15 protein-coding genes are annotated in these 12,464 nt (G+C 31.1%); 10 read left to right on the top strand and 5 right to left on the bottom strand.

Annotation, left to right across the window (positions count from 1 at the left end; all coding sequences use genetic code 11):
- The first annotated feature begins 42 nt into the window (after nucleotides 1–42).
- Complete coding sequence (pruA, locus tag ACSIGC_RS12900) at nucleotides 43–1,668, top strand: L-glutamate gamma-semialdehyde dehydrogenase (RefSeq protein ID WP_442265227.1); 1,626 nt, start codon at nucleotides 43–45, stop codon at nucleotides 1,666–1,668.
- Nucleotides 1,669–1,768: 100 nt separating this feature from the next.
- Nucleotides 1,769–2,863 (top strand): acyltransferase family protein, encoded by a 1,095-nt coding sequence (locus ACSIGC_RS12895; protein ID WP_442265226.1) that lies wholly within the window; start codon nucleotides 1,769–1,771, stop codon nucleotides 2,861–2,863.
- A 13-nt stretch (nucleotides 2,864–2,876) separates the two neighbouring features.
- Here ACSIGC_RS12895 and rsmG read toward each other — a convergent pair whose 3' ends face one another.
- Nucleotides 2,877–3,506: a 16S rRNA (guanine(527)-N(7))-methyltransferase RsmG gene (gene rsmG / locus ACSIGC_RS12890; protein WP_442265225.1), complete on the bottom strand. Its 630-nt coding sequence runs from the start codon at nucleotides 3,504–3,506 to the stop codon at nucleotides 2,877–2,879.
- Between the two features lie 141 nt (nucleotides 3,507–3,647).
- On the opposite strand from rsmG, the gene ACSIGC_RS12885 reads away from it, so the two are divergent.
- From ACSIGC_RS12885 to ACSIGC_RS12875, 3 genes are all read left to right on the top strand, one after another.
- Nucleotides 3,648–4,739, top strand: a complete 1,092-nt coding sequence (locus tag ACSIGC_RS12885; RefSeq protein WP_442265224.1) for a fatty acid desaturase family protein — start codon at nucleotides 3,648–3,650, stop codon at nucleotides 4,737–4,739.
- Between the two features lie 12 nt (nucleotides 4,740–4,751).
- The gene (locus ACSIGC_RS12880; protein WP_442265223.1) at nucleotides 4,752–5,939 is read left to right on the top strand and encodes a pyridoxal phosphate-dependent aminotransferase; all 1,188 of its coding nucleotides are present in this window, start codon (nucleotides 4,752–4,754) and stop codon (nucleotides 5,937–5,939) included.
- Between the two features lie 85 nt (nucleotides 5,940–6,024).
- On the top strand, nucleotides 6,025–6,669 hold the full coding sequence (locus ACSIGC_RS12875) for a hypothetical protein (protein WP_442265222.1): 645 nt from the start codon (nucleotides 6,025–6,027) through the stop codon (nucleotides 6,667–6,669).
- A 42-nt stretch (nucleotides 6,670–6,711) separates the two neighbouring features.
- Here the strand turns inward: ACSIGC_RS12875 and ACSIGC_RS12870 are convergent, their stop codons facing one another.
- On the bottom strand, nucleotides 6,712–7,191 hold the full coding sequence (locus ACSIGC_RS12870; protein ID WP_442265221.1) for a retropepsin-like aspartic protease: 480 nt from the start codon (nucleotides 7,189–7,191) through the stop codon (nucleotides 6,712–6,714).
- A 41-nt stretch (nucleotides 7,192–7,232) separates the two neighbouring features.
- On the opposite strand from ACSIGC_RS12870, the gene ACSIGC_RS12865 reads away from it, so the two are divergent.
- The 3 genes from ACSIGC_RS12865 to ACSIGC_RS12855 are packed head-to-tail and all read left to right on the top strand — an operon-like array spanning nucleotide 7,233 to nucleotide 8,888.
- Nucleotides 7,233–7,997, top strand: a complete 765-nt coding sequence (locus tag ACSIGC_RS12865; protein ID WP_442265220.1) for a TatD family hydrolase — start codon at nucleotides 7,233–7,235, stop codon at nucleotides 7,995–7,997.
- Between the two features lies 1 nt (nucleotide 7,998).
- A complete protein-coding gene (locus ACSIGC_RS12860; RefSeq protein ID WP_442265219.1) occupies nucleotides 7,999–8,397 on the top strand; it encodes an NUDIX hydrolase in 399 nt (132 codons plus the stop codon).
- A gap of 8 nt (nucleotides 8,398–8,405) precedes the next feature.
- Nucleotides 8,406–8,888 (top strand): methylated-DNA--[protein]-cysteine S-methyltransferase, encoded by a 483-nt coding sequence (locus ACSIGC_RS12855; RefSeq protein ID WP_442265218.1) that lies wholly within the window; start codon nucleotides 8,406–8,408, stop codon nucleotides 8,886–8,888.
- 12 nt (nucleotides 8,889–8,900) lie between these two features.
- Here ACSIGC_RS12855 and ACSIGC_RS12850 read toward each other — a convergent pair whose 3' ends face one another.
- On the bottom strand, nucleotides 8,901–9,347 hold the full coding sequence (locus ACSIGC_RS12850) for a nucleoside deaminase (protein ID WP_442265217.1): 447 nt from the start codon (nucleotides 9,345–9,347) through the stop codon (nucleotides 8,901–8,903).
- Nucleotides 9,344–9,901: an MOSC domain-containing protein gene (locus ACSIGC_RS12845; protein ID WP_442265216.1), complete on the bottom strand. Its 558-nt coding sequence runs from the start codon at nucleotides 9,899–9,901 to the stop codon at nucleotides 9,344–9,346. The genes ACSIGC_RS12850 and ACSIGC_RS12845 overlap by 4 nt, the downstream gene beginning before the upstream one ends.
- A 69-nt stretch (nucleotides 9,902–9,970) precedes the next feature.
- Between ACSIGC_RS12845 and ACSIGC_RS12840 the strand changes: the two genes are divergently transcribed.
- Complete coding sequence (locus ACSIGC_RS12840; protein ID WP_442267765.1) at nucleotides 9,971–10,726, top strand: UDP-2,3-diacylglucosamine diphosphatase; 756 nt, start codon at nucleotides 9,971–9,973, stop codon at nucleotides 10,724–10,726.
- A gap of 181 nt (nucleotides 10,727–10,907) precedes the next feature.
- Nucleotides 10,908–11,057, top strand: coding sequence for a T9SS type A sorting domain-containing protein (locus ACSIGC_RS12835; RefSeq protein WP_442265215.1), 150 nt, complete (start codon nucleotides 10,908–10,910; stop codon nucleotides 11,055–11,057).
- A gap of 77 nt (nucleotides 11,058–11,134) precedes the next feature.
- On the opposite strand, the gene ACSIGC_RS12830 is transcribed toward ACSIGC_RS12835, so the two are convergent.
- The gene (locus tag ACSIGC_RS12830; RefSeq protein WP_442265214.1) at nucleotides 11,135–12,454 is read right to left on the bottom strand and encodes a RagB/SusD family nutrient uptake outer membrane protein; all 1,320 of its coding nucleotides are present in this window, start codon (nucleotides 12,452–12,454) and stop codon (nucleotides 11,135–11,137) included.
- Nucleotides 12,455–12,464 lie beyond the last annotated feature (10 nt).

The raw sequence follows: 12,464 nt of genomic DNA, 5'->3' as shown, positions 1-12,464 counted from the left end.
TACACCAAAATTATCATATATAAATTCAATAAACAAACAACCATGGGAAAAGGATTTTTCAATGTACCTATAGCTGTAAACGAACCTGTAAAAGCTTACATTCCTGGTTCTCCAGAAAGAGAAAGCGTATCTGCACAATATAAAGAGTACTTCAATGGATCTATTGATGTACCAATGTATATTGGGAGTGAAGAAATTAGAACAGGAAACACTAAAAACATGACCCCTCCACATGACCATCAACACGTTGTTGGTCAATACCACATAGGAGACAAAACACATGCGCAAAAAGCTATAGACACTGCTTTAGAAGCTCGTAAAGAATGGGCTCAAATGCCATGGGAACAAAGAGCTGCAATTTTTTTACGTGCTGCTGAGTTAATTGCTGGGCCTTACCGTGCAAAAATTAATGCAGCAACAATGATTGCCCAATCTAAAACCATTCATCAAGCTGAAATTGATGCTGCATGTGAATTAATAGATTTTTTACGTTTTAACGTAGAATACATGTCTGATATTTACAACGAACAACCAAATTCTGACGACGGAATTTGGAACAGAGTAGAATACAGACCATTAGAAGGTTTTGTATACGCAATCACCCCTTTTAACTTCACAGCTATTGCTGCAAATCTACCTGCTTCTGCTGCTATGATGGGTAACACTGTAGTATGGAAACCTTCAGATAGTCAAATATTTTCTGCAAAAGTAATTGTAGATATATTTAAAGAAGCTGGAGTTCCTGACGGAGTTATTAATGTAATTTATGGTGATCCAGTTGAAATTACTGAGGTTGTATTATCTTCTCCAGATTTTGCTGGCTTACACTTTACAGGATCTACTTTTGTTTTCAAAGAATTATGGAAAAAAATTGGAGAAAACATCCACACATACAAAACTTACCCAAGAATTGTAGGTGAAACTGGCGGTAAAGATTTTATTGTAGCTCACCCTTCTGCAAATCCAAAACAAGTTGCAACTGGGATTTCTCGTGGGGCTTTTGAATTCCAAGGACAAAAATGCTCTGCTGCTTCTAGAGTTTATTTACCAAAATCTATTGCTAACGAAGTTTTAGATTACGTTAAAGAAGATATTGCTTCATTTAAAATGGGATCTCCAGAAGACATGAGCAATTTTATCACTGCTGTAATTCATGAAGGATCTTTTGACAAATTAGCTAAATATATTGATCAGGCTAAATCAGATAATGATGCTGAAATTATTGCTGGAGGTAATTACGATAAATCAAAAGGATATTTTATTGAACCTACTGTTATTTTAGCAAAAAACCCTAAATATACTACTATGTGTACTGAATTATTCGGACCTGTAGTTACTATTTATATTTATGAAGATGCCGACTGGGCTAAGACATTAGAATTAGTAGACGGAACTTCTGAATACGCTTTAACTGGAGCTATTTTCTCTACAGATAGATACGCTATTGCCGAAGCTACAAAAGCATTAGAAAACTGCGCTGGTAATTTCTATATTAACGATAAACCAACCGGAGCTGTTGTAGGACAACAACCATTTGGTGGAGCAAGAGCATCTGGAACAAACGACAAAGCTGGTTCTGCACAAAACTTATTACGTTGGGTTTCTCCTAGATTAATCAAAGAAACTTTTGTTTCTCCAACTGATTATAGATATCCTTTTTTAGGATAATTTAAAAATATTTTTTTTTACTAAAGACTGGATTAAAATCCAGTCTTTTCTTTTTCAAAAAAAATTAATACATTTCTCATGATTCTTAAAGCGTAATAAAATGAAACGAGACCGAATAGCTTCTGTAGACTTTTTAAGAGGTATTACTGTTATTCTAATGATTTTAGTTAACACACCAGGTAGTTGGTCTCATGTTTACGCTCCTTTACTACACGCTAAATGGAATGGATTAACTTTCGCTGATCTTGTTTTTCCTTTTTTTTTATTTATAATGGGAATATCCATATCCATAGTATTTAACAACAAAAAAATAAACTCCTCTGTATTAAAAAAGATAACTATTAGGAGTTTTAAACTAATTTTAATTGGATTATTCTTAAATGCATTTATCCCATATTTTCCTTTTTTTACAAATTTAGAATCTATTCGAATTCCTGGTGTTTTACAACGTATAGGAATTGTATTCTTTTTCACTTCATTGTTTTATTTAATTTGCAACAAAAAATCTTTTTACATCTTAACCACAATCAGTCTAATTGGCTATTGGTTTTGGATCGCATACCTTCCTATTCCAAAATTCGGAACTGTTAGCTTAGAACAAGTTCCTAACAATTGGATTATGTACATAGATATGCTTTTTTTAAAAGGACATACCTGGTTACCAGACTATGACCCTGAAGGAATTTTAAGTACAATCCCATCAATTTCCACGGCTTGTATTGGTGTAATTATTGGTGAATTTTTCCACACTACAAAAAACAAACAACGTATTTTTCTACTACTAGGAATAATTTTATTATCTATAGGATATCTTTGGAGTTTTACCTTTCCTATTAATAAAAACCTATGGACAAGTAGCTTCGCTTTAGTAACTAGTGGATATGCGACACTAATTCTTTCCTTTTTCTACTATTTTTTAGACATAAGAAAGATTAATCTTGGCACAGCAATTATTGCTGTTGGAACCAATCCAATAATTATTTATTTTTCATCAATGTTTATTGCTAAATGTTTTTATCTATTAAAAATTAATTCTAAAACAAACATTCATGATTGGCTGTTTAACAATTTCTTTATTAATCAAGAAATTATAAGCCTTAAAACATCCTCTTTACTTTATGCTATAACTGTTATTCTTTTTTACATACTATTTGCTTATATCCTGTATAAAAAGAAAATCTTTATAAAAGTATAATTTTTATTAAAAATTAGCCCTTAAACTTTATTGGTAAGTGGACTACTTTTTTGGTTTTAAAGAAATCTTCATCAAAAAAATCTGGTAAATCATAAATAGTAGCTTTAGGAAACTTTGCTAATTCCTCTGTTAAATCACCACCTTTTAAATATAAAATTCCATTTTTTAATTCATGATTTTGCTTCTTGTGAACTTTATTTTTCACCCATCTATGAAAAGTTTCCATTTGCGCAACAGCTCTACTTACAATAAAATCATAAGTTTCATCCACTTCTTCTACTCTTCCATGCGTAGTTTTTACATTTTCTACCCCTAAACCTTCTACAACTTCATTTACAACTTTAATCTTTTTTCCAATAGAATCTACTAAATGAAAATTAGTTTCAGGAAATAAAATAGCTAAAGGCACACCAGGAAAACCACCACCAGTTCCTACATCCATTACACTAGTTCCAGGTTGAAACTCCATCACTTTTGCTATACCCAAAGAATGTAATACGTGACGTAGATACAGTTCATCAATATCTTTTCTAGAAACAACATTAATTTTTAGGTTCCAATCTTCATATAATTCCTGTAAAAGTGTAAATTGGCGTAACTGATTTTCAGTTAAATCAGGAAAGTATTTTAAAATGATATCCATGCTATTATATTTGCGTGACAAAAGTAATAACATTTGTTTATATAGTTAAGATTTTTACAAATCAATAATTATCGTTAAAAACTTTCGTTATCAGATAAACATGAGCGAAAAACACTTATTTTTACCCCATTAAATTACGACATGAATTCGATTAAATTTTCAAGAATAGATAAAGCCAAGTTCTTTAGAACTTTAAACAAAAGAGTAAACGATTACTTTAAAGAAAATGACATTAAAAGAACAGGAAACTGGAAATTGTATTTAAAAGCAATTATCATGTTTACACTTTTCTTAGCGCCTTTTGCAGTTATATTAACTGTTGACATGCCTAACTGGCTTAGATTTCTATTAACAATTGTTATAGGAATTGGTATGGCTGGTGTTGGTATGAATGTGATGCACGATAGTAACCATGAATCTTTCTCAAGTAAAAAATGGGTCAACAATCTTATGGGAAGCAGCATGTATATTTTAGCAGGAAATGTGTATAATTGGAAAGTACAACATAATGTTTTACATCATACATATACCAATATTCAAGATCATGATGAAGATATGGATGCTGGTAGAATTATTCGTTTTTCTAGACATACAGAATGGAGACCTTTTCATAGATTTCAAAAATATTACTCACCAATTTTATATGGTTTATTAACTATAAACTGGGCAATTACTACAGATTTCAAGCAAATGCATAGTTATTTAAAGAGAAAATTATCTTACGGAAAATTTCCTAATCCAAAAGTGGAATGGACTAAATTAATTGTTACTAAAATTATTTATTATGCAATGTGGTTAGTTCTTCCATTATTAGTTTTAGACATTGCATGGTGGAAAGTTTTAATTGGTTTCTTTGTGATGCATTATACTGCTGGAATTATTTTAAGTTTTGTTTTCCAATTAGCACACATCGTACCATCAACAGAAACTCCTTTGCCAGATGAAAATGGTAATATGAAAAATACTTGGGCAATTCATCAGTTATATACCACAGCAAATTTTGCCCCAAAAAATTGGTTCATTAATTTCTATACAGGTGGTTTAAACCACCAAGTAGAACACCATATTTTCCCTCACATTTCGCACATTCATTACAGTAAAATAGCGAAAATAGTTAAAGAGACTGCTAAGGAATTTAATTTACCTTATCACGAATATAAAACAACACGAAGAGCAATATTAGAACACTTAAGACATATTGCCGAACTAGGAAAAAAACCGCAACTAGCATAATCAACTAAAACAATGTCAGAAGCATTATCGAACAGAATTAATAGTTTACCTGTATCGCAAACATTAGCCATGGCTGCTAAAGCCAGAGAATTAAAAAGTCAAGGAAAAGACATTATCAGTTTAAGTTTAGGAGAACCTGATTTTAACACACCTGATTTTATTAAAGAAGCTGCCATTGAAGCAGTAAATCAAAATTACAATTCATACACTCCAGTAGACGGATATGTAGAATTAAAAGAAGCTATTTGTAAAAAATTCAAACGTGATAATGATTTAAACTATACTCCAAATCAAGTTGTAGTCTCTACAGGAGCCAAGCAATCTATCACAAATGTAATGCAAGTGTTATTAAACCCTGGAGACGAAGTTTTATTACCTTGCCCTTACTGGGTAAGTTACTCTGCAATTGCAACATTATGCGAAGCTGTTTCTGTTGAAATTCCATCAACTATTGAAACAAACTTTAAAATTACTCCAGAGCAATTAGAAGCTGCAATTACACCAAAAACAAAATTAATTTTATTCAACTCACCAAACAATCCGAGTGGTACAATTTACACTAAAGAAGAGTATTTAGCTTTAGCTAAAGTATTAGAAAAGTATCCAGAGATTTTCGTGATGTCTGATGAAATTTATGAGCATATTAATTACGGAACAAAGCCTTTTAGTTTTGCCGCTATAGAAAGCATGTACGATAGAACAATTACCGTAAACGGATTAGCAAAAGCTTTTGCCATGACAGGTTGGAGAATTGGTTATATAGGAGCTCCTGCTTGGATAGCTAAAGCTTGTACTAAAATGCAAGGACAAGTTACTTCTGGAACCAATTGTATTGCACAGAGAGCCGCAATTACAGCTGTATCTGCAAACCCAAGTGCTGTTCAGTACATGGTAGATGAGTTTAAATCGAGAAGAGACATTGTACTTGATTTATTAGGAAAAATCGAAGGTTTTAAATTAAACGTTCCTGAAGGAGCTTTCTATATCTTCCCAGATATTTCTGCTTTCTTCGGAAAAACAATACAAGGTAAAGAAATTAACAATGCTTCTGACTTCTCTATGTTATTATTAGAAGAAGCAAATGTAGCTACAGTAACTGGCGATGCTTTTGGTGCACCAAACTGTATTCGTATGTCTTATGCCGCTTCAGAATTACAATTACGTGAAGCTATAAAGCGTATTAAAGAAGTATTAAGTTAGTTTTCTTAATAAACACTTAAAAACATAAAACAAGAAACCTGATTTATTATTATCAGGTTTTTTGTTTTTAAAAGCTCGAAAAAGAATGAATAAATTGGTTTGTAAATTAAAAAACGTTGAAAATTTAACCATCCAAAGCTTACGACGAAGAATCGATGACGGATATCGATTTATTGTCTATCAATACAGTATCTCTTTAATTGTAGGTAATATTTTTACTGTATCATCTGCATATTTACTAAAAAAAGAAGATCAAAAAACACACACACTCAAATACAACTTATTATCCTTTATTTTTGGTTGGTGGTCTTTAGACGGAGTTACAAATACTTTAAAAAGTTTAAAAACAAATTCCAAAGGTGGTCTTGATGTAACTAAGGACATAATGCTTAATCTAGACCACACCTCTTTAAAAGCTAGAAAAGTAAAAATAGAAGAATTATACACAATATTTAAACACCCGTCGAAAGCTATTTTAAAAGATTTTATCAAATCGATTAATAATGTTATTGGTTTAAACACTTATCAAAATATTTATTTAGGACAATATTTAAATACTGAAGGCTCAAGTTACTTTATTACATTCGAAAATATTTCAGAAACTTCTAAAGAAGATTTAATGAAAGAACTCAGAAAAATATTTTATGATCATGTTCATATTGATATTTCAGAAATTAATAATCAAGATGAAGTAACTAATAGACTTATCGAACAAGGAATAAAGTTGTAAATCTTAATTTAACTACGAGATTTCGAAATAAATTCAATAGTTCTAAAAAGGCAACGATAAATTTCGTTGCTTTTTCTTTTTAATTTTTCTTAAGTACAACACTTTCTTATCATAATCGATAAGAGCTTTTCCTTTTTCTAAAACATCAGCACCAATTATTCCATGTACTTCTTTAGCATTATGCATCGTTAATGCAGCATTTACATGTTTTAAGTCAAAAAGAACTAAATCACAATTTTTCAATTTCCAATCTCCTATTCTTAATCGATTACCAGTAGATTTATAAGTTTCCATATCAGTTGCTCCTGCACCAGCTGCCTTAACTTCGCTAACCTCAGAAACCAACTTAAATTGATCAACTAAATGTAATCCAACACAAGAGTTTGAAGCTCCAGTATCTAAAATAAAAACACCTTTTACACCGTTGATTTCAGCTTTCAACTCAAGGTGATTTGTTTTCATTTTTTTCAACTTTATTCGAACGTATTTCTTTTTTCGTAATACTTTTTTCAAACTTGCCATTTCTTGTACTTTTGTCGCTACAAAGATACAGTTAAAATCACATGATTACAGATACACACACGCACTTATATTCAGAGCAATTTAATGACGATAGAGATGAAATGATTAATAGAGCCAAAGATGTTGGTGTTTCTCGTTTTTTTATTCCAGCAATTGATAGTTCACACACAGAAAGCATGTTCGAATTGGAAAAGAATTATCCCAATGATATTTTCTTAATGATGGGACTTCACCCAACTTCTGTTAAGGAAAATTATAAAGAGGAATTAGCTCACGTAAGAGAATGGATTGACAAACGTGATTTTTATGGAATTGGAGAAATTGGAATTGATTTGTACTGGGACAAAACATTTTTAGCTCAACAACAAGAAGCTTTTAAAACTCAAATACAATGGGCAAAAGAGAAACAACTTCCAATTGTAATTCACTGTAGAGAAGCTTTTGATGAAATTTTCGAAATTTTAGAGGAAGAAAAAGGAGATGATTTGCATGGAATTTTCCATTGTTTTACAGGAACTTTTGAACAGGCTCAACAAGCAATTTCATACAATATGAAGTTAGGAATTGGCGGCGTAGCAACTTTTAAAAACGGAAAAATCGATAAGTTCTTAAATGAAATAGATATCCAACATATAGTTTTAGAAACCGACTCACCTTACTTAGCTCCTACTCCATATAGAGGAAAAAGAAACGAAAGCAGCTATATCACTCAAGTTGTTGGTAAATTAGTTGATATTTACGGTAAATCATTTCAGGAAATTTCCGAAATTACAACAGAAAACTCGAAACAAATTTTCAAAATATAATATGAAAGAAATTGATAAAATTGCGTGGATAGAAACTAAGAATGGCAAAATTCTAAGTACTCGATCTAAAGGAAAAGAAAAATTTTATATTCCTGGAGGAAAAAGAGAACATAACGAATCTGATGAAGAAACACTTATTCGTGAAATAAAAGAAGAGTTAAGTGTTTCTATAATAAAAGACACTATAGAATATCTTGGAACTTTTAAGGCGCAATCGGACGGTGCTAAAGAAGGAATCTTAGTTAAAATGACTTGCTACAAAGCAAAATTTACAGGAACCATACTAACAGATAACGAAATTGAAGAAACACAATGGTTAGATTCTTCTCATATGGACATTATTTCCGAAGTTGATAAGAAAATATTTTCTTTCTTGAAAGAGAAAAAAGAGATTAAATAACTACTAAAGTGAATAGAGAAACAGCATATTATTCATCTCCTATTGGGATTGTAGAAATAACCGGAGATGATAAATCAATTCACTCTATTTATTTCATAGAAGATGAACATTCTGCCTCAGAAAATATTTCATCAAAAGAAATTAGAAAATGTGTTCAACAACTAGACGAATATTTCTCTGGAAACCGTAAAGAATTTGAATTAACTTTAGCTCCTAAAGGAACCATGTTCCAAGAAAAAGTTTGGAATGAATTATTAAGAGTTCCTTTTGGAAAAACTAGGAGTTATTTAGAACAATCAAAAGCATTAGGTGATATTAAGGCCATAAGAGCCGTAGCCTCAGCAAATGGTAAAAATCCGATTTCAGTAATTATTCCGTGCCACAGAATTATAGGTTCTGACGGTTCTTTAACTGGATATGCAGGCGGTGTATGGCGAAAAAAATGGCTTTTAGAACATGAAAACGGAACGAAACAACAAAGCTTGTTTTAATAAAATTACAGTTTAATTCAAATTACGTTTTTGAATAAAAAACTTCTTCATAATTTCAGCACATTCTTTTTCTAAAACACCAGACACAACCTTAGTTTTTGGATGCAATTTTGTTCCTAAAATTGTAAAACCAGATTTAGGCTCATTGGCTCCGTAAACGATTTTTCCTATCTGAGTCCAAAAACTTGCACCAGCACACATTTGACAAGGTTCTAGAGTTACATACAATGTACAATCTCTTAAATATTTGCCACCTAAAAAATCTGCTGCTGAGGTAAAAGCTTGCATTTCTGCATGAGCTGTAACATCGTTCAATCGTTCTGTTAAATTATGAGCTCGCGCAATAATCTGATTTTTAAAAACTATAACTGCACCAACAGGAACTTCACCTTTATCAAAAGCCAATTCAGCTTCCTGTAATGCTTTTCTCATGAAGTAGGCATCATCGAATACATTCATCCTATTTTCTTCTTTCTTTTCATTGAATATACCTCTGCTATAGTTGGATTTTCTGGTTTTGATACTATTTTTTCAAAAACATCTCCTGTTTTTACAAATCCTGTTTTCAGTACCTTGAAGTAAACTCCACTCATTGTTGTATTCCAAAATTCTTTTACTACAGACATGTCATTAAAGCGAACTCCTAATTTCATGCAAGGTTGCCTTGGTTTTGTTACTTCTAAAAGTGTTTCTCCAACTTTATAAGTATCTCCTACATGAATTTCTGATTCTTCTAAATCACTTAACGTAAGATTTTCTCCGAACATTCCTAATTCCCATTCTAAATTTGGATATATTTTTTTAAAGTGAGCATAATGTTTTTCTGAAAAAGCATAAACAGCCTGATCTACACCTCCATGTTTTTCTCGATTACAAATTGTATCTCCTTTAACATCTTCAACATCTAAAAAAATAGGTTCTTCAACCGGATATTTAAAAATTCCAGTAGTAACTTTTTTACCTTTCCAATCTATTTCTTTACGTTCTCCAATATTTGTAGCAAGAATCTTCATATAAGTGCTTTTTTACAAAGTTAGCTAAATAAAATAGTTATTTTTACCAAAATTTTAGGTTTGATTTCAATAGATATCCCAACAGATAAAAAAGTATATTTTGCCTCAGATCAACACTTAGGAGCACCTACAAGAGAAAAAAGCTTTCCTCGAGAAAAGAAGTTTTTAAGCTGGTTAAATGAAATAGAAAAAGATGCTGAAGCTATTTTCCTTTTAGGTGATTTATTTGATTTTTGGTTCGAATATAAAACTGTTGTTCCTAAAGGATTTGTTCGCGTTTTAGGAAAGTTAGCACAACTAAGAGATAATGGAATTCCGATTTACTTTTTTGTTGGAAACCATGATCTATGGATGAAAGATTACTTTGAAACAGAATTAAATATCCCTGTTTACTTTAAGCCTAAAGAATTCAAAATCAACAACAAAATTTTTTTAATTGGACACGGAGATGGCTTAGGTCCACATGATCTTGGTTATAAAAGAATGAAAAAAGTTTTTACTTTTCCTCTTTTTAAATGGTTATTTAGATGGTTACATCCAGATTTAGGAGTTCGCTTAGGTCAATATATGTCGGTAAAAAACAAAATGATTTCTGGAGATGAAGATTTTAAATTTTTAGGGGAAGAAAAAGAATGGTTAGTTCAGTATTGCAAACGTAAGCTAGAAACTAAACATTACGATTATTTTGTATTCGGACATCGACATTTACCTCTTGATATCACACTTAACAAAAATAGTAAATACTTTAATCTTGGTGACTGGGTTCAATATTTCACTTATGGAACTTTTGCTAGTTCTAAATTTACACTCGACAAATACGAATAACTATTTTTTAATCTTTTTTCACTAAAAACAAAAAGGGATTTCACCCATAAAAAACTAACTAACAAGACCATACTATTGTTTTTAACATGAAAATTGCATAACACATTTTCACTTAAAAACATGAATATGATTAAAAGAATTACCTCTATTATTTTTCTACTTATAACTTAATGATAGGATTTTGAATAAAGAGGTTAAATCTTATAAAAACTTAAACACCCAAAAAAGTTTGGTAAACTCTCAAGGATTAAATTCAGGTATTTACATTGCTAAAATAAGTACAACTGAAGGTGATAAAACAATACGACTCATTAAAAATAAAATTTATTAAACTCATAATCAAAATTTAAGCAATAAAAAAAGTAATCTCAAACGAGATTACTTTTTCATTTTATTACTGTTTTTATTTTAATTCACATTTTCACTAAATGGAGTTGGAAAAGCATCTAAAGCATTATCTCCCATTCTATCTAAAGGCAAGAAATTAACATCATTTAATCTTCCTGTTCTTCTTAAATCAATCCACCTATGTCCTTCTCCAATTAAAGAGTACCTTCTTTGGTTTAGCACCTCTAATTCCAAAGCAGTATCTGTTGTAGCTCCAGAATAATTTGCTAATCCAGCAGCGTTTCTAATCACATTTATTGCATTTACAGCTTCAGCATTATTAGTTCCGATATTAGCTTCTGCATAAATTAAAATTAACTCTTCATTTCTGATTAAATATACAGGATCGGTATTACTCGTATATAAAGCCATTTGATGTGTTGCTGTTAAATCGTCAAACATTCTTGGTGTTGATAGCATAAATGACTTATTTGCAACTCTTGTATCTCCAGCTTCAGCATCTGCAATCCAAGAATTATGAATCATATACTCTTGACCAGATTGACCTAAAACATAAAATTGAGCATTTAAAACATCGTTTCCTGTAGCACCAAAAACATGAGCAACTCCTACATTTAAAGCTCCTGAAATATCAAAGAACGAATTACTTAATAATGATAAAGCATCTGATTTATTCCCTTGATATAATGCTACTCTAGCCGCTAAAGCTCTATTGAAAGTAGCAAATGTTGCTGGTGTAGCAAACCCATCATAACCAGAACTAATAGGAAAGTCGAAAGTTCCTCCACCGTTTGTTAAATCTGAATTTGCATCATTCAATAAATTTCTAATTGCGGTTAAAGCTTCTGGGTATCCTAAAAACGGACCTAAATTATCTGGATCTGCAACATCTACTCTAATTCCATTACTGAATTGACGATTAGCAACCATTAATAACGCATAAGCTTTAATTGTATTTGCATATCCATAATAAGAACGTTTAGTCGCATCTGAAAAACCTGCTTCAGAATTTTCAACAGCAGTTACTAAAACATTTGCTGCTTTTACAACTCTATACCAAGCAGAATAAGCACGTGTTGTTAAAAATCCATTATTATCTAAAGGCCCTTTTAACAACTCTCCTGTATATCTTGGATCTGTTCCTGTTAAATCATAATACTCTCTACCGATATAGCTAATTGTCTGATAGTGAAACTCTAAATCATTTCTCATTACTGCCTCTAATCCTACTGCTAAAGATTGAACATCAGCCTGAGAAGCTCCATCTGCAAAACTCTCTAAAGTAGGAGCATTTTCGTTAGGTAAATCTTCTAATTCACAACTTGTAAAAAAAACAGCTGTGAACACTAATATTAAAATTGAAATTTTATTTTTAAGCATTGTATTTTTT

It is taken from the genome of Tenacibaculum aquaeponti (assembly GCF_052084715.1).
Lineage (GTDB): Bacteria > Bacteroidota > Bacteroidia > Flavobacteriales > Flavobacteriaceae > Polaribacter.
This window is presented reverse-complemented; position numbering and strand designations above follow the sequence as displayed.